Raw genomic sequence first — 21,852 nt, 5'->3', positions numbered from 1 at the left:
AGCCCGTGCGCCCGGGCGGCGCGCGCCCGCGCCGCCGGTCCGGCCGCCCGGCGCGCCCCCGGCCGCGGACGCGTCGTCGGCCCGGAGCGCGTCGTCGGGCCGCGCGGAGAGCGTTCCGGGCGCTCAGTCGCCCCGGAACCGCCGCCAGAGCGAGGGGAGACGCTCCGCCAGGGCGGCCTCGTTCCCGACGTCGAACGGGACGCCCTCCGGCTCGGCGGGCTGCGGCGGCAGCCCGAGGTCCGGGTCGACCAGACCGGTGAGCTGTTCGTACGCCTCGTCGGCGGCGTAGCCCAGATCCTCCCCGTCCCCGTCGATCTCCTCGTCGAAGCCGTCGAGGAGATCGGCGAGGGCGTCCGGATCGTGCAGCGCCCCCTCGAAGACCTCCCGGCCCTGCCCGATCAGCCAGCAGCGGAAGAAGTCGAAGGCGTCCTCGTCCGCCCCGCCCAGCAGCACGGCGGCGGCGCCCCACAGATCCCAGCGGTACGCGCGGTTGTAACGGGCCTCGAAGTGCCTGGCGAAATCCAGCACGGCCTCCGGATCGAGCCGCAGCAGCCGCTCGACGAGCAGGTCGGCCTGATCCTCCGGGTCGCCCTCGGCGTCCTCCCGGGTGCTGTCGACGATCTCCCAGAACTCCGTCTCGTCCATCACGGATCAAGCATCGGCCGTGCCGGCGGACCGCGCACGCGGACGCGGGGAGCGGCCGGCGGCGCGCGCGGCGGCCGTGCTCAGCGGTACAGGGCGGACAGGCGTTCCGCCGCCGCGGCGAACCGCGCCCGCAGACCGGCGGGTTCGAGGACCTCCGACTCCGGCCCCAGGCCCATCAGTTGGCTGTACGCGACGTCCAGGGACTCGACCGGCAGAGTGACCGTGCGCCGGCCCCGCGCGTCGGGCGGACCCGCCGCCTCCAGGGCCTCCCGGACCGCCGAACGGTCCATCACGTGCGGCAGCCGGCGCACGCCCTCCTCCGACAGCCGGACCGTCACCTCCTCCCGCAGCAGCGAGCGGGCGAACCGGACGGACCGCTCCGCCCAGAACCCCGGCAGGTCGAAGCGCTCGTCGCGGGTGAACCGCTCGTCCGACACCGCGACGGCCGAGAACCGGTCGATCCGGTACACCCGGACGTCCTCCACCGCCCGGGCACGGTCCTCCGCCGCCCGGGCACGGTCCTCCGCCGCCCGGGCGGGGTCCGGCGCCACCCGGGCGCAGAGGTACCAGACTCCGGCCTTCAGGACGAGCCCGTACGGGGCCAGCTCCCGCGCCACGTCCTCGTCCCCGCCGTTGCGGCGGTAGCGGGCGTGGACGATCCGGTCGCCCCACACGGCCTCCGCGACGGCGGGCAGCAGCTCGGGCGTCACGGGTTCCCGGTACCAGCCGGGGGCGTCCAGGTGGAAGCGCCGGGCGGCGCTGTCGGAGGCGTCCCGCAACGAGGGCAGGAGCGCCGCCGAGACCTTGAGCCGGGCGGCGGACGCGGCGTCCTCCAGACCCATCTCGCGCAGGGCCGAGGGCAGCCCGGAGAGGAACAGCGCCTCGGCCTCGTCGCGGGCGAGCCCGGTGAGGCCGGTGCGGTACCCGCCGACCAGGCGGTAGCCCCCGGCCCTGCCCCGGTCCGCGTACACCGGGACGCCCGCCTCGGAGAGCGCCTGCGCGTCCCGGGTGACGGTCCGCTCGGACACCTCCAGCTCCCGGGCCAGCTCGGCGGCGGTCATGACGGCGCGGGACTGCAGGAGCAGCACCATTCTGATGAGACGGGCGGCACGCATGGGCCCATTGTGGCCGCTCGCCACGCGCCCCCGCCCGGGCGCCGGCACACGCCGGCCCCCGCCCGCGCACGCCCCGGGCCCCGGCACGCGCCCGGCCGCGCCTGGCTTTTCGTACACACCGGGGAACGGGACGGCGGCGGCCGGGCGCACCCGGCCGCCGCCGTCCCGGAACCCCTTCCAGGGTCCCCGGGCTCAGAGCCCGTACCGCTCCCGGGCCTCCTTGACCGCGGTCGCGCTCACCTCGCCGCGGCGGGCCAGCTGGGCCAGCACCGCGACCGTGATCGACTGCGGGTCGACCCCGAAGTGGCGGCGGGCCGCGTCACGGGTGTCGGAGAGGCCGAAGCCGTCCGTGCCCAGCGAGGACCAGTCCTGCTCCACCCACTGGCTGATCTGGTCCGGGACCTGCCGCATCCAGTCGCTGACCGCGAGGACCGGACCCGGCGCGCCCTCCAGGGCGCGGGTCACGTACGGCACCCGCTGCTCGCCGCGGAGCAGCGCCTCGTCGCACTCCATGGCCTCCCGGCGCAGCTCGCCCCACGAGGTCGCGGACCACACGTCGGCCGTGACCCCCCAGTCCGCCGCCAGCAGCTCCTGCGCCTCCAGGGCCCAGTGGATCGCCGTGCCGGAGGCCAGCAGCTGGGCGCGCGGCGCGTCCGCCTTCGCGGGCGTGCCCTCCTTGAAGCGGTAGAGGCCCTTGAGGATGCCCTCCTCGACGCCCTCCGGCATCGCGGGCTGCGGCTTCGGCTCGTTGTAGACCGTCAGGTAGTAGAAGACGTCCTCGGCGTCGGGGCCGTACATCCGGCGCAGGCCGTCCTTGACGATCACCGCGATCTCGTACGCGAACGCCGGGTCGTAGTTGAGCGCGGCCGGGTTGGTGGACGCGATCAGGTGCGAGTGGCCGTCGGCGTGCTGGAGGCCCTCGCCGGTCAGCGTCGTGCGGCCGGCCGTGGCGCCGACCACGAACCCGCGGCCCAGCTGGTCGCCGAGCTGCCAGAACTGGTCGCCGGTGCGCTGCCAGCCGAACATCGAGTAGAAGATGTAGAAGGGGATCATCGGCTCGCCGTGCGTCGCGTACGACGTCGACGCGGCGATGAAGTCCGCCAGGGCGCCGGCCTCGGTGATCCCCTCGTTGAGGATCTGGCCGTCCTTGGCCTCCTTGTAGTACATCAGCTGGTCGCGGTCGACCGGCTCGTACGTCTGGCCCAGCGGCGAGTAGATGCCGGCCGACGGGAACAGCGACTCCATGCCGAAGGTGCGGGCCTCGTCCGGCACGACCGGAACCCAGCGCCTGCCGGTCTGCTTGTCCCGCATCAGGTCCTTGACGAGGCGGACGAAGGCCATGGTGGTGGCCATCTCCTGCTTGCCGGACCCCTTCTTCAGCGCGGCGAACGCGCGCTCCTCGGGCTCGGGCAGCGCCACGGCGTGCACCCGGCGGGCCGGGGCCGGACCGCCGAGGGCGGCGCGGCGCTCCTGGAGGTAGCGCACCTCGGGGGAGTCGGCGCCCGGGTGGCCGTAGGGCACCAGACCGTCCACGAAGGCGCTGTCCGGGATCGGCAGCCCCAGCAGCTCGCGCATGTCCTTGAACTCGTCGGCGGACAGCTTCTTCATCTGGTGGTTGGCGTTCTTGGACTCGAAGCCCTTGCCCAGCGTGAAGCCCTTCACCGTCTGGGCGAGGATCACCGTCGGGCCGCCCTTGTGCTCCAGGGCCGCCTTGTACGCTGCGTAGACCTTGCGGGGCTCGTGGCCGCCGCGCGAGGTGTAGAAGCACTCGGCGATCTTCGCGTCGGTCAGCAGCTTCGCCATCTCGACGAGCGCGGGCTCGGCGCCGAAGAAGTGCTCCCGGATGTACGCGACGTCGCGGGTGGCGTACGTCTGGAACTGCGCGTCCGGGACCTCCCGGAGCCGGCGGACCAGCGCGCCCGTGGTGTCCAGCTGGAACAGCTCGTCCCAGGCGGTGCCCCAGAGCGTCTTGACGACGTTCCAGCCGGCCCCGCGGAACGCGCCCTCCAGCTCCTGGACCACGCGGAAGTTGGCGCGCACCGGGCCGTCGAGGCGCTGGAGGTTGCAGTTGATGACGAAGGTCAGGTTGTCGAGCCCCTCGCGGGCCGCGAGCGCGAGGGCCGCGGTCGACTCGGGCTCGTCCATCTCGCCGTCGCCGAGGAAGGCCCACACGTGCGAGTTCGAGGTGTCCTTGATGCCGCGGTTGGTCAGGTAGCGGTTGAAGCGCGCCTGGTAGATCGCGGAGAGCGGGCCCAGGCCCATCGACACGGTGGGGAACTCCCACAGCCAGGGCAGCCGCCGCGGGTGCGGGTAGGACGGCAGGCCGTCGCCGCCCGCCTCCTGGCGGAAGTTGTCGAGCTGCCGCTCGCTGAGCCGGCCGTCGAGGAAGGCGCGGGCGTAGATGCCGGGGGAGGCGTGACCCTGGACGTAGATCTGGTCGCCGGAGCCGTCGCCCTCCTTGCCGTGGAAGAAGTGGTTGAAGCCGGTCTCGTAGAGCCAGGCCGCCGAGGCGAAGGTGGCGATGTGGCCGCCGACGCCGAACCGGGCGCCGCGGGTGACCATCGCGGCGGCGTTCCACCGGTTCCAGGCGGTGATCCGGTTCTCCATCTCCAGGTCGCCGTCGAACGCGGGCTCGGCGGCGGTCGGGATGGAGTTGACGTAGTCCGTCTCCAGCAGCTTGGGCAGCGCCAGGCCGGCGCCCTCGGCGTGCTGGAGCGAGCGGCGCATCAGGTACGCGGCGCGGTGCGGGCCCGCGGCCCTGGTGACGGCGTCCAGGGAGGCCGCCCATTCGGCGGTCTCCTCGGGGTCGCGGTCCGGGAGCTGGTCGAGCTCGCTCGGAAGCTTTACGGGGTCGGTCATGATCGCCGCCTTCCGGAGTGGGAGGGGGTGGAGAAAATCCCTGGCTGGCAGGACAGGGCGATGGGGCCGGTGAGCCCGCGAGTGAACTGTAGGCCGCCGATCGATGATCGATCAAAGGATGAAGGGCAAAACTTCTCGATATGAAGGAATTGGCATTCGGTGCCGCGAAACGGGGCACGGAGTGACGGGATTTAGCGCGCAAAAAGGGCGGCCGTCCGCACGGGCGAGCGCCCCTCGCGACAGATGCGCCACCCGCCCCGGGCGCGTTACGAAACGCCTCTCGACGGCCCCGGGGCGTTCGGGGAGCGTCCGCCCCGGGGCGGGGCGTCCCGGGACCGTCTCAGGCGCGCGGAGCGCAGCCCAGGACGTGCGCCTTGACCAGCGCCCCGATGTCCGGGTCCTTCCGCAGGAACGCCTCGATGAGCGCCTCGTGCTCCTCCGCGTACGACTTCTGCACCGTGCCCAGCCAGCGGATCGACAGGGCGGTGAACACCTCGATGCCCAGGCCCTCCCAGGTGTGCAGCAGCACGGCGTTCCCGGCGGCTCGCACCATCTCGCGGTGGAACGCCACGGTGTGCCGCACCTGGGCCTCGCCGTCGGCCAGCCGGTCCGCCTCGTAGAGCGCCGCCACGTGCGGGGCCAGGCGCGAGCAGTCCTCGCCCAGGGCCGGGGCGGCCAGCTCGGCCGCGATCTGCTCCAGACCGGCGCGGACCGGGTAGCTCTCCTCCAGGTCGGCCGCGGTGAGGTTGCGGACCCGGACGCCCTTGTTGGGGGCCGACTCGATCAGCCGGAGCGTCTCCAGCTCCCGCAGGGCCTCGCGGACGGGCGTCTGGCTGACCTCCAGCTCGGTGGCGATGCGGCGCTCCACGATCCGTTCGCCCGGCTTCCAGCGCCCGCTGACGATCCCGTCCACGATGTGCTCGCGGATCTGTTCGCGCAGCGAGTGGACGACGGGCGGGGTCATGAGGAGCTCCTTCGGGGCGGACCGGTGCTGTCTGCGCCATCACGGCGGCCGGAGCGACCGGTGAATGACTAGACAATACGGCGATGCCCCCGCCCGGACGTGGTCCGAACGGGGGCACCCGCTGGTGAGGCTGGTTACAGCCGCGATGTTCAGAGGCCGAGCTCGACCTCGAACTCACCCGCCTCCAGGATCGCCTTGACCGTGGTCAGGTAGCGGGCGGCGTCCGCGCCGTCCACCAGACGGTGGTCGTAGGAGAGCGACAGGTACGTCATGTCGCGCACCGCGATCGTCTCGCCCAGGTCCGGGTGGTCGATGACCACCGGGCGGCGGACCGTGGCGCCGATGCCCAGGATGGCGACCTGGTTCGGCGGCACGATGACGGTGTCGAACAGCGCGCCGCGCGAGCCGGTGTTGCTGATGGTGAAGGTGGCCCCGGACATGTCGTCCGGCGTCAGGCCGCCGCCGCGGGCCTTGCCCGCCAGCTCCGCGGTCTTCTTCGAGATGCCGGCGATGTTCAGGTCGCCCGCGCCCTTGATGACCGGGGTCATCAGACCCTTCTCGGCGTCCACGGCGATGCCGATGTTCTCCGAGTCGAAGTACGTGACGGTGCCCTCGTCCTCGTTGATCCGGGCGTTGACGACCGGGTGGGCCTTCAGCGCCTGGGCCGCCGCCTTGACGTAGAACGGCATCGGGGACAGCTTGACGCCCTCGCGGGCCGCGAACGCGTCCTTGGCCAGGGCGCGCAGCTTCATCAGCTTGGTGACGTCGACCTCGACGACCGAGGTCAGCTGGGCCTGCGAGTGCAGCGCCTTCATCATGTTGTCGCCGATGACCTTGCGCATGCGGGTCATCTTGACCGTCTGGCCGCGCAGCGGGGACGCCTCCAGCTTCGGCGCCTTCGAGACGGCAGGGGCCGCGGCGGCCGGAGCCGGCGCGGCGACGGCGGCCCTGGCGGCCTCCGCGGCGGCGACGACGTCCTGCTTGCGGATGCGGCCGCCGACGCCGGTGCCCTTGACCGCGCCCAGGTCGACGCCGGTCTCGGCGGCGAGCTTGCGGACCAGCGGCGTGACGTACGCGCCGTCGTCACCGGAGGTCGCGGCCGGAGCCGGCGCGGCGACCGGAGCCGGGGCGGGCGCCGGAGCCGGGGCGGCCGGGGCGGCCGGAGCCGGGGCCGGGGGCGCCACCGGGGCCGGGGCGGGCGCCGGAGCGGCGGGCGCGACCGGAGCCGGAGCGGCCGGAGCAGCGGGGGCCGGGGCGGGAGCCGGGGCGGCGGGGGCCGGAGCCGCGACCGGTGCGGCCGGGGCGGGAGCCGGAGCGGCGCCCGGGGCGCCGATCACGGCGAGCTTGGCGCCGACCTCGGCGGTCTCGTCCTCGGCGACCACGATCTCCAGCAGCACACCGGAGACCGGGGCCGGGATCTCGGTGTCCACCTTGTCCGTGGAGACCTCCAGGAGGGGCTCGTCCTCCGTGACCTCCTCGCCGACCTCCTTCAGCCAGCGGGTGACGGTGCCCTCGGTGACGCTCTCGCCCAGCGCCGGGAGGGTGACGTCGGTGCCGGCGGCGCCGCCGGCCGGAGCGGCGGCGGGAGCCTCGGCGACGGGGGCCGGGGCCGGAGCGGCCGGGGCCTCGGCGACCGGAGCCGGAGCCGGAGCGGCGGCGGGCTCGGCGGCGGCCGGAGCCGCGGCGGCGGGCGCGCCCGTGCCGTCGTCGATGACGGCCAGCTCGGCGCCGACCTCGACGGTCTCGTCCTCGGCGACCTTGATGGCGGTGAGGACGCCGGACGCCGGGGCCGGGATCTCGGTGTCGACCTTGTCGGTCGAGACCTCGAGCAACGGCTCGTCGGCCTCGACGCGCTCGCCCTCGGCCTTCAGCCAGCGGGTGACAGTGCCCTCGGTGACGCTCTCACCGAGCGCCGGAAGGGTTACGGAAACCGACATGGTTTCGGTTGCTCCTTACGAAAGTGCGGAAGTGGTCGGTCGTCGCGCCCGGTCGACTGGATCAGTCGTGGGAGTGGAGGGGCTTGCCGGCCAGGGCCAGGTGGGCCTCGCCGAGCGCCTCGTTCTGGGTCGGGTGGGCGTGGATCAGCTGCGCGACCTCGGCCGGCAGCGCCTCCCAGTTGTAGATCAGCTGGGCTTCGCCGACCTGCTCGCCCATGCGGTCACCGACCATGTGGACGCCGACCACCGCACCGTCCTTGACCTGGACGAGCTTGATCTCGCCCGCGGTCTTCAGGATCTTGCTCTTTCCGTTGCCCGCGAGGTTGTACTTCAGGGCGACGACCTTGTCCGCGCCGTAGAGCTCCTTGGCCTTGGCCTCGCTGATGCCCACGGAGGCGACCTCGGGGTGGCAGTACGTCACCCGCGGGACGCCGTCGTAGTCGATCGGGACGGTCTTCAGACCGGCCAGGCGCTCCGCGACCAGGATGCCCTCGGCGAAGCCGACGTGCGCGAGCTGGAGCGTCGGGACCAGGTCGCCCACGGCCGAGACGGTGGGCACGTTGGTCTGCATGTACTCGTCGACGAGGACATAGCCGCGGTCCATCGCGACGCCGGCCTCCTCGTAGCCCAGGCCCTGCGAGACCGGGCCGCGGCCGATGGCGACCAGCAGCACCTCGGCCTCGAAGGTCTTGCCGTCGGCCAGGGTGACCTTGACGCCGTCCTGGGTGTACTCGGCGCTCTGGAAGAACGTGCCGAGGTTGAACTTGATACCGCGCTTGCGGAAGGCGCGTTCCAGCAGCTTCGAGCTGTTCTCGTCCTCGACCGGGACGAGGTGCTTCAGGCCCTCGACGATCGTGACCTCGGTGCCGAAGGACGTCCACGCCGAGGCGAACTCGACGCCGATGACGCCGCCGCCCAGCACGATCGCCGACTTCGGGACGCGATCCAGCTTCAGCGCGTGGTCCGAGGAGATGATCCGGTTGCCGTCGATCTCCAGGCCCGGCAGCGACTTCGGCACGGAGCCCGTCGCCAGCAGCACGTGGCGGCCCTGGACACGCCGGCCGTTCACGTCCACCGAGGTGGGGGAGGAGAGCCGGCCCTCGCCCTCGATGTACGTCACCTTGCGCGAGGCGATGAGCCCCTGCAGGCCCTTGTACAGGCCCGAGATGACGTCGTCCTTGTACTTGTGGACGGCGTCGATGTCGATGCCCTCGAAGGTGGCCCTGACACCGAACTGGTCGGCCTCGCGCGCCTGGTCGGCGATCTCGCCGGCGTGCAGCAGGGCCTTCGTGGGAATGCAGCCGTTGTGCAGGCAGGTGCCGCCGACCTTGCCCTTCTCGATCAGAGCGACGTCCAGGCCCAGCTGCGCCCCGCGCAGGGCCGCGGCGTAACCGCCGCTACCGCCGCCGAGGATCACTAGGTCGAAAACGGTGCTGGCGTCGTTCGCCACGTCACGTCCTCCATGCATGTGCGCCGTACGCCGGGCCCCGTCGCTGGGGGATGACCGGCCGGTCGGCTGGTGTTCGGCCGCTTTGTTGGTCGGCCCTGTGGTGGGGGCCCTGTCCTGCCGAGAACCCATCTTCGCACTTGTCGACGGGTGGCGGGACGCGGGGCCCGGGTCCGGGGCGGATGATCATCCGCCCCGGAGGGTTACCGCTGCGTAGTGAGGTGCGGATTTCGTCGAGAGCGAAACCCTTCGTCCCGGGTCCGCCGTCCCCCACCGGGGACGGCGGTCCGGTCCGTGCCTTGCCTCGCCGTGGGCCTCGCCCTCCTCCGTCGCCGCGGTCCCTGTCGTGCCGCGATGCCACCGGGGGAACGCGAACGGCCCCGGGCGTATGCCCGGGGCCGACGGCCGTCCGCGTGACGCGGTCTCAGCCGAGGTCGCCGGCGGCGGTGCGCTCGGCCAGCCTCACCAGCGTGCGGACCGAGGAACCGGTGCCGCCCTTCGGCGTGTAGCCGTACGGCGCGCCCTCGTGGAAGGCCGGGCCCGCGATGTCCAGGTGCGCCCAGGTGATGCCCTCGCCCACGAACTCCTGGAGGAACAGGCCGGCCACCAGGCCGCCGCCCATCCGCTCGCCCATGTTGGCGATGTCGGCGGTCGGGGACTCCATGCCCTTGCGCAGGTCGGCGGGGAGCGGCATCGGCCAGGACGCCTCGCCGACCTCCTCGGCGATCTCGTGGACGGAGGCGCGGAAGGCGTCGTCGTTCGCCATGATGCCGAAGGTGCGGTTGCCCAGCGCCAGCACCATCGCGCCGGTCAGCGTCGCCACGTCGACGATCGCGTCCGGGTTCTCCTCCGAGGCGCGGGTCAGCGCGTCGGCCAGGACGAGACGGCCCTCGGCGTCCGTGTTGAGGACCTCGACGGTCTTGCCGCTGTACATGCGCAGCACGTCGCCGGGGCGGGTGGCGCTGCCCGACGGCATGTTCTCGGCCAGCGCCAGCCAGCCGGTGACGTTGACCCGGAGGCCCAGCCGCGCGGCGGCGACGACGGCCGCGAACACGGCGGCGGCGCCGCTCATGTCGCACTTCATCGTCTCGTTGTGGCCGGCCGGCTTCAGCGAGATGCCGCCCGAGTCGTAGGTGATGCCCTTGCCGACCAGGGCCAGGGTCTTCTCCGCCTTCGGGTGCGTGTAGGCGAGCTTCACCAGGCGCGGGCCGTGGACCGAGCCCTGGCCGACGCCCAGCAGACCGCCGAAGCCGCCCTTGACGAGCGCCTTCTCGTCGAGGACCTGCACCTTGATGCCGTGCTCCTTGCCCGTGGCGGTGGCCACGGCCGCGAAGGACTCGGGGTACAGGTCGTTCGGCGGGGTGTTGATCAGGTCGCGGGCGCGGTTGATCTCCTCGGCCAGCGCGACGGCGCGCTCGGCGGCCGCCTTGAACGCCTTGTCGCGCGGCTTGGCGCCGAGCAGGGCGACCTCGCCCAGCGGCTGCTTCTTGCCGTTCTTCTTGTCCTTGGGCGCCGGCTTGTCCTCGCCGCCCTGGTACACGGTGAACGCGTACGCGCCCAGCAGCGCGCCCTCGGCGATCGCCCCGGCGTCCTCGGCGGACTCCACGGGCAGCGCGAAGCCGGCCTTCTTCGCACCGGCCAGGGCACGGGCGGCGGAGCCCGCGGCCCGGCGCAGCGCCTCGGCGTCGTACGCCTCGTCCTCGTCCGGGACGGAACCGAGTCCGACCGCGAGGACGACCGGGGCCTTGAGGCCGTCGGGCGCGGGGAGCTTGGTCACCTCGCCCTCGGCACCCGCGGCGCCCAGGGTCTCCAGGACGGTGGCGAGCTTTCCGCCGAACGCCTTGTCCACGGCCTCGGCGCCCGGCGCGAGCACCGGCCCCTTGGCGCCCTTGCCGACGCCGACGACGAGTGCGTCGGCGCGCAGCGTCGCCGCACCGGCAGTGCTGAGAGTGAGAGCAGTCACGGTGGTGAATTCTCGCTTCCGTTGAGTTCGTTGGCGGCCGAAGGGTGGGCCGGCCGTGCCCGGCGCATCGTAGACGGCGCCGCAATGTGCCGGGAATGAGCCTACGCGCGCCTTTGCTGCGGGATCACGGCGGCGGGCCGTCGGCGTCCCGCGCCGATGCCCGCGACGGCCGCCGGGGCCGGCCGGGACGGGGACCCCGCGGGGGAACACGCGCTGGACACAAGGCCGTTCGGGACCGCCGCGCCCGAGGGAGAGGGCCACGCGCGCCCGAGGGACCGCACCGCCCGCCGGAGGGCGGGGCGCGCCGGACGCCCGCCCCGGGGGCGACGGGACGGCCCTCAGCCGAGCGCGAGCACCACCAGTGCGGTCGTCGCCGCCGTCTCGGCCAGCGCCCCGAAGACGTCGCCGGTCACCCCGCCGAACCGCCGTACGCAGTGGCGCAGCAGCAGTTGGGCCGCGGCCGCCGCGGCCAGCGCGGCCAGGGCGTGGTGGCCCGCCCCGTACCCGCCGAGGAGCGCCCCGGCCCCCGCGCAGGCCGCGACCACCGCGGCGCCCGCCGCCGCCGCGGCCGCCGCCGGGACCGTCCCCGCCACCGCCGCGCCCAGGCCCTCCGGGCGCGCCGCGGGCACGCCCCGGCGGGAGGCCAGGGTCAGCGCCGACCGGGCGGCCGCCCCGGCGACGACCGCCGCCACCGCGCCGTGCGCCCAGCCCCGCCCGTACAGCTCCTGAAGGGCCGCCACCTGGGCCAGCAGCACGAGGAGCAGCGTGATCACCCCGAACGGGCCGATGTCCGAGCGTTTCATGATCCGCAGCGCGCCCTCGGCCGGCCGGCCGCTGCCCAGGCCGTCCGCGGTGTCCGCGAGACCGTCCAGGTGCAGCCCCCGGGTCAGCGCCGCGGGAACGGCCGTCGAGGCCACCGCGGCCAGCAGCGGGCCGGAGCCCAGCAGCAGCGGAACGCCGGCCGCCGCCGCGCACACCCCCACCACGAGACCCGCGAGCGGGGCGCACAGCATCCCGGCGCGGGCGGTCTTCCGGTCCCAGCGGGTGACGCGGACGGGAAGCACGGTCAGGGTGCCGAAGGCGAAACGCAGGCCATGGCCGTTCAGGAAGGTCACGGCGCGCAGGCTAATCGCTGCGCCCGGCCCATGGATCGGAAAGAATATGACGAATCATGATGAAAGCGGCTTGTCGGGGGTGGGTGGCATGGGTCACTGGTTCGACCGGAACATCATCGAGCCGGGCAAGCTGCCCCTGCTCCTCGCGCTGACCGCCTTCGTGCTCACCTTCGCCGTGACCCGGGTGGTCACCCGGATGATCAGGGCGGGGAAGGGGCCGTTCCGCGACATCACCACGGGCGGACGCACGTCCACCACCTGGTGCCCGGCGTGGTGCTGAGCGTCGTCGGCGGCTTCGGGGCGGTCGCGAGCGGACGCCACGGCGTCAGCGCCGGTCTGCGCGGTGATCTTCGGCACGGGCGCGGGGCTGGTGCTGGACGGGTTCGCGTTGATCCTCCACCTCGACGACGTCCACTGGACCGAGGAGGGGCGCCGGAGCGTCGAGGTCGTGGTGCTCACGGCGGCGCTGGTGCTGCTGGTCCTGGCCGGCTTCTCGCCGCCCGGCGTGACCGAGCTCAGCAGCGAGGAGCAGGAGAACAGGCCGGGCGTCGTCCTGACCCTGCTGGTCAACTGCTGCTTCGTGCTGATCGCCCTGTTCAAGGGCAAGGCGCGGATGGCGGTCCTCGGCACCCTCGTGCCGTTCGTCGCGCTGATCGGGGCGCTCCGGCCGGCCCGGCCGGCCTCGCCGTGGGCGCGGCGCTTCCACCGCCGCCGCCACCGCGCCCGAGCCCGGGCGATGCTGCGCGCCTACCACCACGACGTGCGCTGGGCGGGCCCGCGCCGCAGGTTCCAGGACCTCATCGGCGGCGCGCCGGACCGGGCCCCGGCGCCCGGGCGGCGCGACTCCTGACGCGGGCGGGGCGCGGCGCGGCGCCGCCGCCGGTGCCGGGCGACCGCGGCGGCGCACAGCGCCAGCACCGCGGCGATCGCCGCCAGATGCTCCTTCCCGGCCAGGTTGTCCTTCAGGAGCACCTCGACCACCATCGCCACGACCACCAGCCCGCCGGTGAACCACGCCCGGTAGACACAGCAGACGTACACGGCGAGTCCGACCACCGCCGCCGACGGGCCGGTGTCCACGACCCGGGCGTCGGAGCCGGGCAGCCCGAACGGCCCGTCCGGGCCGACGGCGATGCCGATCCGCGCGTACAGCGTCCCGGCCAGGGTGGCGACATACGCGATCACGAGCGTGCGCCGCCGCCCCAGGCAGATCTCGGCGATCCCGAACACCACCAGGATCTGCGCCAGCGCCCCCCACACGGGCAGGTCCAGCGCCGGGACGAACAACGACAACGGGGTGCGCAGCAGGGCCGCCCACAACGGGTCCTCGGCCCGGACCGCCCCGAGCGCCCGCACCGGCCCGACCCCCCAGGACCTGGTCTGCACCGCGTGCAGCAGAGCCGTCAGGCAGACCGCGGCGAGCGTCATCGGGATCGCGCGCAGCCGGGCGGCCGTCAGTCCCGCGCGCACGGTCCCCAGCAGCGGACGCCACTCGCGGCGGGCCGCCCCGCTCAGCGCGCGGCCGGGTCTCATCCACCGGCTCCGAGCTGCGAGCGGTGCAGCCACTTGGGCAGACCGGGCGCCTCCAGGAACCCTTCGGCGCGGCCCGCGGCCAGACCGATGCGCAGCAGGTCGGCACTCTTCTCGAAGAGCATGAAACGCGGCTCCCAGATCGGCCGGTACTTGGCGTTGGCGCGGTACAGCGACTCGATCTGCCACCAGCGCGAGAAGAACGTGAGCATGGAGCGCCACAGCCGCAGCACCGGCCCGGCGCCCAGCCGCGACCCCCGCTCGAAGACCGAGCGGAACATCGCGAAGTTGAGCGAGACCTGGTCGACGCCGAGCCGCCCGGCCCGCCGCAGGAGTTCGATGACCATGAACTCCATCAGGCCGTTCTCGGCGTCCCGGTCACGGCGCATCAGGTCCAGCGAGAGACCGTTCGGCCCCCAGGGGACGAAGCTCAGCAGCGCCCGCAGCTCGCCGGGCCCGCCGCTCCCCGGGGCGGGCGCGTCACGGCACTCGACCATGACGCACCGGCCGTCGGCCGGGTCCCCGAGCCGGCCCAGCGCCATCGAGAAGCCGCGCTCGGTCTGCCCGTCCCGCCAGTCGTCGGCGCGTCGCACCAGTTCGGCCATCTCGTCGTCCGGGATGTCCGCGTGCCGGCGCACGGTCACCTCGTACCCGGCCCGCCTGACCCGGTTGTACGCCTGGCGCACGGTGCGCATCGCCCGGCCCTCCAGGGTGAACTCGGCGGTCTCCACGATCGCCTCGTCGCCCAGCTCCAGGGCGTCCAGGCCGTGGCGCGCGTAGACCGTGCCGCCCTCCTCGCTCGCCCCCATCACCGCGGGGACCCAGCCGTGCTCCCTGGCCTCGGCCAGCCACGGGACGATCGCCCCCGGCCACGCCTCCGGATCGCCGATCGGGTCGCCGGAGGCCAGCGACACCCCGCCGACCACCCGGTAGACGACCGCCGCCTTGCGGGTCGGCGACCAGACGACGCTCTTCTCCCGGCGCAGCGCGAAGTAGCCCAGCGAGTCCCGCTCCCCGTGCCGGTCCAGCAGCTCCCGCAGCCGGGTCTCGTCCTCGGCGGTGATCGGGTCGACGGCCCGGCGGGACCGGAACGCCGCGTACACGACGGCGATCAGCAGCAGCGTGGAGAGGATGTTGATGGTGACGCCGACCCAGCCCGGCGTGCTGATTCCGGCGTAGTGGGCGTCGTTCTCCGCGATCGACGCCAGCCGCAGCGTCCCGTACCGCCAGCGGTCCAGGAAGGTCGAACGGTACGCGTCATGGGCGGTGTTGGTGAGGGTGACCAGGCCCGCGGCGATCAGCGAGGTGACCAGCAGCCCGCCGCCCGCCACGGCGGCGGCCAGCTTCGGGTTGGACCGGTCGCCCTTCGCGTAGAACTCGCGCCGCCCGAGCAGCAGCGCCAGGACGAACACGGCGGTCAGCGCCAGCGAGACCCAGTTCTGCGGGTACCGCCGCACCTCCGGGAACGGGATCACCAGGGCGAAGAGCAGCAACAGCAGACTGCTCACCACTATGTTCACGATCCAGGCGGCCCGCTTGCGGCGGCGCATGGTGATCGCCAGGAAGAGTGCGACCACCCCGGAGGAGAAGCCCGCGGTGAGCAGGTAGGGGGTGAAGTAGTTCTCAGTGTTGTGGCGACGCAGGTCGTTGCCGAGAGTGACCCAGACCGCGCTCAGGAAATTGATGAACGAGACGACACGCAGGTACCAGATGGTGAACGCGGCGCACCTGCGCGACCGGGCGGTGCTCCGCGCCCGGGTGCCGTCCCGCCCGGATTCCACGGTGGACAATCGGACCTCTCCCATGAAAAGCGATCATATGGTGCATCGCATCGAGTGAGAGGACCGTGCTGCGGCCGGACCGGCGTCCGGCGGCCGCGGCCCCGCAGGGCCGGTCAGGCGCCGGTCGTGCCGCCGCCGGCTCCTTCGCCGGCCCGGTCCCTGCCACCGGTGACGTCCTCCCCGTCGGTGACGTCCCTCCGGCCGGCACCGTCCTCCTCGTCGGCGGCGGACGCGCGCTCGGGCAGCTCCGCCACCAGCGCGGCGGCGGCCCGCACCAGGGGGAGCGCGAGCAGTGCTCCGCAGCCTTCCCCGACGATGACGCCGTGGTCCAGCAACGGGTTGAGCGCCATCCGGTCCAGGGCCTTGGCCTGGGCCGGCTCACCGCTCGCCTGGCCCGCCAGCCACCAGTCCGGCGCCCGGAAGGCCGCCCGCTGCCCCACCAGCGCACAGGCCGCCGAGACCACACCGTCCAGGATCACCGGCAGCCTGCGCACGGCGCACTGGAGCAGGAACCCGGTCATCGCCGCCAGATCCGCCCCGCCCACCGCGGCCAGCAGCTCCAGCTGGTCGCCCAGGACCGGCCGGGCCCGCCGCAGCGCGTCCCGGATCGCCGCGCACTTGCGCATCCACGCCAGGTCGTCGATGCCCGCCCCGCCGCGCCCGGTGACCACCGAGGCGTCCGTGCCGCACAGCGCCGCGATCAGCGTGCCCGCGGCCGTGGTGCCGCCGACGCTCAGATCGCCGAGCACCACCAGGTCGGTGCCGGAGTCGGCCTCCTCGTCCGCGATCGCCATGCCGAGCCGCACCGCCCGCTCGGCCTCCTCGGCCGTCAGCGCGTTCTCGACGTCGATCCGCCCGCTGCCCCGCCGCACCCGGTGGCGCACCACGGACTCGGGCAGCAGCTCCGGATCGCAGTCCACACCGGCGTCCACGACCCGCACCGGGACGGAGAACTGCCGGGCCAGCACGGCGATCGGGGTCGCGCCCTCCAGCGTCGCCCGCACCAGCCGGTACGCGCTGCCGGCCGGGCGGCCCGAGACGTCCAGCTCGGCGACCCCGTGGTCCCCGGCGAAGAGCACCACGCGCGGCCGCTCGATCGCCTTGACCGGCACGGACTGCTGGGCGGCGGAGAGCCATTCGCCCAGCTCGTCCAGGCGTCCGAGCGCGCCCGGCCGCACGACCAGGCGCTCCCGGCGTTCCTCGGCGTCGCGCCGTACGCCTCCGTCGGGGCGCTCGATCAGGTCGGAGAAGTCGTCCAGATTCACGGGGTTCTGCCTCGCGGGGTCGATACGTCGTCGAGTGGGTCCGGCGAGCCCGGCGGCGGGCTCACTGCGGAACAGTACCCGTCACGATTCCGGCCCCCGGTCCGCACGGGGAGTGGCGCCGGTCCGGGCGCCGGGCCGGTGCGGGGGACCGGCCGGGGCCCTGGGCGGCCCGCCGTTCCCCTGCCGGAGCGCTCCTCCTCCGCGCGGGGAGCGGGCCGCCGCCGTCGGCCGCCGGCGAACGTCACCGGCCGCCGCCGAATGACACCGGCCGGCGGCGGCCGTCAGCGGGGCCCGTCCCCGAAGCGCAGGCGGGTCATCGCGGGCGTCAGGCCCCGCAGGCCGGGCAGCCGGGACTGGAGCCGGATCAGCCCGCCCGTCGCCCCGCGCCCCCGGGGCAGCCGCAGCGCCCGGACCTCGGTGATCGCCGGATGCGCACCGCGCAGCTTGTCGCGCTCGCCGGGGTCCATCGCCCAGCGCATCGGCGGAATGGTCATCCCGCCGACCTTCCACCGTCCGGTCAGCGTGTGGGCCGCGGCGCGGCGGCCCATCGAGTCCAGCACCAGGACGCCGCCGGGCAGCCGCTCGGCACAGGCCGCCAGGATCGCCCGCACCTCCGGCGGGCGCAGATACATCAGCAGCCCCTGCGCCGTGACCACGACGCCCCGGCCGCGCGGGTCCTCGATCTCGTCCAGCCAGGCCGGATCGGTCGCGGACCGGGCCAGGGTGCGCGACCGGTCCGAGACCGGCAGCAGCGCCCGGCGGAGCTCCGCGACCTCCGGCAGATCCACGCTCAGCCAGTTCAGCAGGCCGTTGTCGACCCGCCAGAATCCGGTCTCCAGGCCGTCCCCGAGGGCGACCACGGTGGCCCGCGGCCGTTCGGCCAGATACTCCCGCACGGCCAGGTCGAAGCAGCGCGAACGCAGTCCCTGGAGCTGCGACCAGAACGCGCTCGGCCGGCCGAACCGCTCCTCGAAGGGGTAGTCCAGGGCCTCCACCAGCCGGGGCGCCAACGGATCGTCCAGCACCGGATAGCGCTGTTTCGCCTCGTACGCCCGGTTGTAGAGCGTCCACAACAGGGTCTCGGGGACCCCGCTCAGCCTCGGCCGCACCCGTGCCATGACCGCTACTCCTCGTCCTGTGATTCCGTCCTGTGATTCCGTTCGGTGACTCCGTTCCGTGATTCCGTTTCGTGATTCCGTTTCGGACGCCGTGTCCCGTCTCCGCCGCGGCGCCGCGTTCCTCTTCCCGCGCGGTTTCCCACGCGTTCCGGCGCGGCCCGCGCCGTCGGCCGTCCGGCGTTCCGCGTCCCGGTCGGGGCCCCGGCCGGGGCCCGGGGTCGTCAGCCGCGCAGCGTCAGCACCTGACCGGCCACGACCAGCAGCACCTGTTCGCACTCCTCGGCCACCGCCGCGTTCAGCCGGCCCAGCTCGTCCCGGAACCGCCGCCCGGCGGCCGTCGCGGGCACCACGCCCGAACCGGTCTCGTTGGTCACGGCGACGACCGTGCGGCGCGTCGCGCGCACCGCGGCGACCAGCTCGGCCGTCCGCTTCCGCAGCGCGCTCCGTCCGCCGCCCGCCCAGGCCGTGTCGTCCCAGGCGTCCACCCGGTCCATCGCGTCCGTCAGCCACAGCGACAGGCAGTCGATCAGCAGCGGAGGGCCGTCCGCCGCCAGCAGTTCCACCAGCTCGCAGGTCTCCTCGGTGCGCCATGCCGCGGGCCTGCGCTCCCGGTGCAGCCCGATCCGGTCCGCCCAGTCGGCGTCCCCCTCCCGGCGGCCCCCGGTCGCCACGTACACCACCTCGGGGAACGTCTCCAGACGCCGCTCGGCCTCCACCGACTTCCCGGACCGCGCGCCGCCCGTCACCAGTGTGCGCCGGGGCGCCGGCGGAGTCGCCCGGTACTCGCCCACCACCAGCGTCGTCCCGTCCGGCACGGCCCGCGCGCCGGCCGCCGCGAGCCGCCGGTCCAGCTCGGCGCCGGGCGGGGCGTCGTGGTCCAGGTGGACGGCGACGATCTCGGTGTGCGGGCCGACCGCCCCCACCGCCCGCAGCCGCGCCACCGCGTCCGGCCGCCCGACCACGTCGCCGACCACGATGTCGTACGGCCGTGCCACCCGTTCCGTGAGCCCGGACGGCGCGGCCCCCGGCGGCAGATAGAGCAGCCGGACGCCCTCCGGGCCGGTCACCTCGTAGCCGGTCCCCGGCGCGTCCATCGCCACCGCCCGCACCCGGTGCCCGCTGATCAGCGTCAGCTCCCGCCCGTCCGGCACCCGGCCCGCGGGCGGCAGCCCGGCGGGCAGCTCCACGGCGGGCCCGTCGTGCGGGTGGGTGAGCAGCACCTGCCGTACGACGGCCAGCGAGCGACCCGCGCGGGCGGCGGCGAACACGGCGCCGGGGGTGAGGTCGAGCAGCAGCGCGTCGTCCACCAGCAGAGCGGTCGCCGCCCGCGAGCGCGTCCCCCGGGCGGTGGCGCAGGCGGCACAAGGGCATTCGGGCCTCGGCAGCCCGTCGGGGGCGCCGGTGCCGAGCAGAGTCAGTTCCACGCCTCCGATCCTCCCGCGTCCGCGCGGCCGGTGCGCGACGTGTGCGGGGTCCGGACGGGCGCGGCCCTGTTCACCCCGACCGGGCACGGGCACTGGGCGGACGAGTCCGAGGGGCGTCGTCGCGGTCAGCGACCGTGGGCGGCCAGAAGCCCCTGGCAGGCGGTGGAATTCGTTCGATTCCCGCCTGCCAGGGGCTTCAGGCATTCACGGAGCGCCTCGGGCATTCGAGGGCACTGCCCACGAATTCCCTGTCGGCCTCTCCGGGACGGTCGAGCCTTCGGCACGGCCCCGGCCGAGACGGACGAGCGGTCCGGCCGACGGCATTCCGCCGGGTGCGGTCGGGTGCGGGTCCGTGGTGATGAAGTGTTCCCGTGGTTACGAAGTGACCTTGTAGATGTCGGAGCAGGTGAGTCCGACGCTGTTGTTTCCGATGCAGGCCCAGAACGTGTAGGCCTTGTCCTCGGGCAGGTCCCTGTGCGCGGTGGCCGTGTACGGAGAGTTGTGCCCCGAGGTGTCGGCGATGAGGTAGGGGCTGGCCGTCACATATCCGGAGACGGCGTAGCCGTCCGCCTTGGAATCGGTCGCGGTCAGCTTGTCCCCGTTGGCCGTCCACTTCACGGTGCCGGCGGTGGTGCCGCCGGTCTTGATGGTGATGGTGCGGGAGCCGTCGCTCGCCATGGCGCTGACGGAGAACGTGACGCCGCTCGGGCCCGCGAAGGCGGAACCCGCGCCCATCGTCAGAGCGGCGCCCGACATGACGGCGGCAGCAGCGAGGACGGTCACCGCACGCTTGCGAATGGAAGTGTTCATTTATTTCCCCCCGGAAATGGGTTGCCCGTGATCGATCTGCAGCGACCCTACTCGGACCGGCGTCCGACGGCGAGAGAATTTAAAGTATCGCAAAAGTCGATAAAGGCTCGAATGCGGATATTTGGTGCGGGGGTTCCCGGGCGTCGGTTTTTCAATGGGTGGCGATCCATTCGAATGGGGATTTCGATCGGATATCGGGGTTGGTTGAGTTCTCCTTGGTCCGAGAATCGATCGTCTTATGTGATTTGTTGTCGTCGATCGAATCGAGTGCCCTGGCCGCCGTTCTTCCGTCCCGGTCCGAATCGCGGTGGGCGGGGCGAACCGGCGCGCCCGCTGCGGACGGCGGGCCGCGGCGAGGTCCGGTGCCGGGCGTCGCGGACCCGGGCGGGAAGGGCCGGACAGGGCTTAGGCTGCGGGCAGTCAGAGCGACTCAGGAGGCGGACATGGCGTGGACGTGGCGGTTCGAGAAGTCCGACGGCACGGAGACGGAGCCGGCCCTGCGGCCGGAGGAATTCACCACGCAGGGCGACGCGGAGTCCTGGATCGGGGAGTACTGGAAGGAACTCCTCGACGGCGGGGCGGAACAGGCGACGCTCTTCGAGGACGGCTCCGAGGTCTACGGCCCCATGAGCCTGCGCGCCGACGAGTCCTGACCGGCCCGCGACCGGAAAGGCCCCTCCGGCGGCTTCTCCGGTCGCGGCGGCTCGTCCCGCCGCACTTCGCGGCGGTCCGGGACGGCCCTCAGATCTCGCCCAGGGTGACCTCGGCCGTCCGCTCCGACCCGTTGCGCAGATACGTCACCGTGACCTTCTGGCCCGGTTTGTCCGAGGCCAGCGCCTCCGACAGGGAGGTGATCGTCGTGACGGGAGTGTCACCGATCCTGGTGACGATGTCGCCGGGCCGCAGACCCGCCCTCGCCGCGGCCCCGTCCGGCGTCACCCGGACCAGCGCCACCCCGGCGGGCTGGTAGTTCTGGTCGACGACGGTGCGCCCGGTGATGTTCAGGGCCGCCCGGCCCGAGTCGACGACCCGGCCGTTCCTGATGATCTGGTCGGCGATCGTCTTCACCATCGACGCCGGGATCGCGAACCCGATCCCCGGAGCCGCGCCGCCGCCCAGATCGGGGTCAATCGCCGCCAGCGTCGGGATGCCGATCACCTCGCTGTTCAGGTTGACCAGCGCGCCCCCGCTGTTCCCGGGGTTGATCGCGGCCGAGGTCTGCACCATGTTCGCGATCGTCGCGCCCGTGCCGCCGCCCGCGCTGCTCTCGCTGACGGTCCGGCCGACCGCGGAGACGATGCCCTGGGTGACGCTGGAGGACAGGCCGAGCGGCGAGCCCATCGCCAGCACGATCTGCCCCACCTCGACCCTCTGCGAGTCGCCGAACTTCGCGGGCTTCAGCCCCTTCGGCACCGAGTCGAGCCTGACGACGGCCAGGTCCTGGTCCGGATAGGCGTACACCAGGGTGGCGCTCTGCGGTTTCCCGCCGGTGGCGACCGTGACCTTGAACGTCCTGCCGCGGCCGACCACGTGGGCGTTGGTGACGATATGGCCCCTGGCGTCGTAGACGACGCCCGAGCCCAGGCTGTTGGACGCCTCGATCTGCACGACCGACGGCAGCACGTTCTTGATCACGGTCTCGTACCGGCTCTGCAGGTCCCCGTCGCCGGACTCCTGGGAGACGGGTCCCTGGCGCGACGAGGGCGACGCGGCGACGCCGGACTTCAGCGCGCCGGAGGTCTCGCCCGAGCAGCCGCCCACCAGGGCCATCGCGCAGAGACCTGCGGCTATGGGCGGGACCAGCCGACGGGCACGGTGACGGGAGTGGAATGCGTCCATGCCCGGATCATTGCCTCGCGTCCCGCCGACGGCCCGCCGG

16 protein-coding genes and 1 pseudogene are annotated in these 21,852 nt (G+C 73.6%); 2 read left to right on the top strand and 15 right to left on the bottom strand.

The window, feature by feature from the left end:
• Positions 1-123: 123 nt before the first annotated feature.
• From WA762_RS00755 to WA762_RS00720, 8 genes are all read right to left on the bottom strand, one after another.
• Entirely contained in the window at positions 124-645 is a 522-nt protein-coding gene (locus WA762_RS00755) for a DUF4240 domain-containing protein (protein WP_335932271.1), read from the bottom strand.
• 80 nt (positions 646-725) lie between these two features.
• Positions 726-1,760, bottom strand: coding sequence for a helix-turn-helix transcriptional regulator (locus WA762_RS00750; protein ID WP_335931814.1), 1,035 nt, complete (start codon positions 1,758-1,760; stop codon positions 726-728).
• A gap of 192 nt (positions 1,761-1,952) precedes the next feature.
• Positions 1,953-4,619 carry a pyruvate dehydrogenase (acetyl-transferring), homodimeric type gene (gene aceE, locus WA762_RS00745; RefSeq protein WP_335931812.1) on the bottom strand — a complete coding sequence of 889 codons (2,667 nt, stop codon included), beginning with the start codon at positions 4,617-4,619 and terminating at the stop codon, positions 1,953-1,955.
• A 340-nt stretch (positions 4,620-4,959) separates the two neighbouring features.
• Positions 4,960-5,583, bottom strand: coding sequence for a GntR family transcriptional regulator (locus WA762_RS00740; RefSeq protein WP_073782202.1), 624 nt, complete (start codon positions 5,581-5,583; stop codon positions 4,960-4,962).
• Between the two features lie 149 nt (positions 5,584-5,732).
• Positions 5,733-7,520: a 2-oxoglutarate dehydrogenase, E2 component, dihydrolipoamide succinyltransferase gene (gene sucB / locus WA762_RS00735; RefSeq protein ID WP_335931809.1), complete on the bottom strand. Its 1,788-nt coding sequence runs from the start codon at positions 7,518-7,520 to the stop codon at positions 5,733-5,735.
• 61 nt (positions 7,521-7,581) lie between these two features.
• Complete coding sequence (lpdA, locus tag WA762_RS00730) at positions 7,582-8,970, bottom strand: dihydrolipoyl dehydrogenase (RefSeq protein ID WP_335931807.1); 1,389 nt, start codon at positions 8,968-8,970, stop codon at positions 7,582-7,584.
• 421 nt (positions 8,971-9,391) lie between these two features.
• The gene (locus tag WA762_RS00725; protein ID WP_335931805.1) at positions 9,392-10,930 is read right to left on the bottom strand and encodes a leucyl aminopeptidase; all 1,539 of its coding nucleotides are present in this window, start codon (positions 10,928-10,930) and stop codon (positions 9,392-9,394) included.
• A 338-nt stretch (positions 10,931-11,268) separates the two neighbouring features.
• Positions 11,269-12,045 carry an adenosylcobinamide-GDP ribazoletransferase gene (locus WA762_RS00720; protein ID WP_335931803.1) on the bottom strand — a complete coding sequence of 259 codons (777 nt, stop codon included), beginning with the start codon at positions 12,043-12,045 and terminating at the stop codon, positions 11,269-11,271.
• A gap of 88 nt (positions 12,046-12,133) precedes the next feature.
• Between WA762_RS00720 and WA762_RS00715 the strand changes: the two are divergent.
• Positions 12,134-12,895, top strand: a pseudogene (locus WA762_RS00715) (hypothetical protein).
• On the opposite strand, the gene WA762_RS00710 reads toward WA762_RS00715, so the two are convergent.
• The 6 genes from WA762_RS00710 to WA762_RS00685 all read right to left on the bottom strand — a co-directional run bounded on the left by WA762_RS00710 (position 12,793) and on the right by WA762_RS00685 (position 19,973).
• Positions 12,793-13,578 carry a hypothetical protein gene (locus WA762_RS00710; protein ID WP_335931801.1) on the bottom strand — a complete coding sequence of 262 codons (786 nt, stop codon included), beginning with the start codon at positions 13,576-13,578 and terminating at the stop codon, positions 12,793-12,795. The pseudogene WA762_RS00715 and the gene WA762_RS00710 overlap by 103 nt on opposite strands.
• Entirely contained in the window at positions 13,575-15,380 is a 1,806-nt protein-coding gene (locus tag WA762_RS00705) for a phosphatidylglycerol lysyltransferase domain-containing protein (protein WP_335931799.1), read from the bottom strand. Before WA762_RS00705 ends, WA762_RS00710 begins: the two co-directional genes overlap by 4 nt.
• An 89-nt stretch (positions 15,381-15,469) precedes the next feature.
• A complete protein-coding gene (gene cobT / locus WA762_RS00700; protein WP_335931797.1) occupies positions 15,470-16,621 on the bottom strand; it encodes a nicotinate-nucleotide--dimethylbenzimidazole phosphoribosyltransferase in 1,152 nt (383 codons plus the stop codon).
• Positions 16,622-16,902: 281 nt separating this feature from the next.
• On the bottom strand, positions 16,903-17,739 hold the full coding sequence (locus WA762_RS00695; protein ID WP_335931794.1) for a class I SAM-dependent methyltransferase: 837 nt from the start codon (positions 17,737-17,739) through the stop codon (positions 16,903-16,905).
• Between the two features lie 221 nt (positions 17,740-17,960).
• On the bottom strand, positions 17,961-19,163 hold the full coding sequence (locus WA762_RS00690; protein WP_335931792.1) for a bifunctional adenosylcobinamide kinase/adenosylcobinamide-phosphate guanylyltransferase: 1,203 nt from the start codon (positions 19,161-19,163) through the stop codon (positions 17,961-17,963).
• A gap of 375 nt (positions 19,164-19,538) precedes the next feature.
• Positions 19,539-19,973 (bottom strand): hypothetical protein, encoded by a 435-nt coding sequence (locus WA762_RS00685; protein ID WP_335931790.1) that lies wholly within the window; start codon positions 19,971-19,973, stop codon positions 19,539-19,541.
• Positions 19,974-20,416: 443 nt separating this feature from the next.
• Between WA762_RS00685 and WA762_RS00680 the strand changes: the two genes are divergently transcribed.
• Positions 20,417-20,626, top strand: a complete 210-nt coding sequence (locus WA762_RS00680; RefSeq protein WP_335931788.1) for a hypothetical protein — start codon at positions 20,417-20,419, stop codon at positions 20,624-20,626.
• A gap of 88 nt (positions 20,627-20,714) precedes the next feature.
• On the opposite strand, the gene WA762_RS00675 is transcribed toward WA762_RS00680, so the two are convergent.
• Entirely contained in the window at positions 20,715-21,812 is a 1,098-nt protein-coding gene (locus WA762_RS00675) for a S1C family serine protease (protein ID WP_335931786.1), read from the bottom strand.
• Between the last annotated feature and the right edge of the window lie 40 nt (positions 21,813-21,852).

Origin of the sequence: Streptomyces tyrfis, from assembly GCF_037034285.1 — a bacterium.
Lineage (GTDB): Bacteria > Actinomycetota > Actinomycetes > Streptomycetales > Streptomycetaceae > Streptomyces.
Note: the sequence above shows the minus strand (reverse complement) of the source record. Positions and strands in the feature narration are given on the sequence as shown.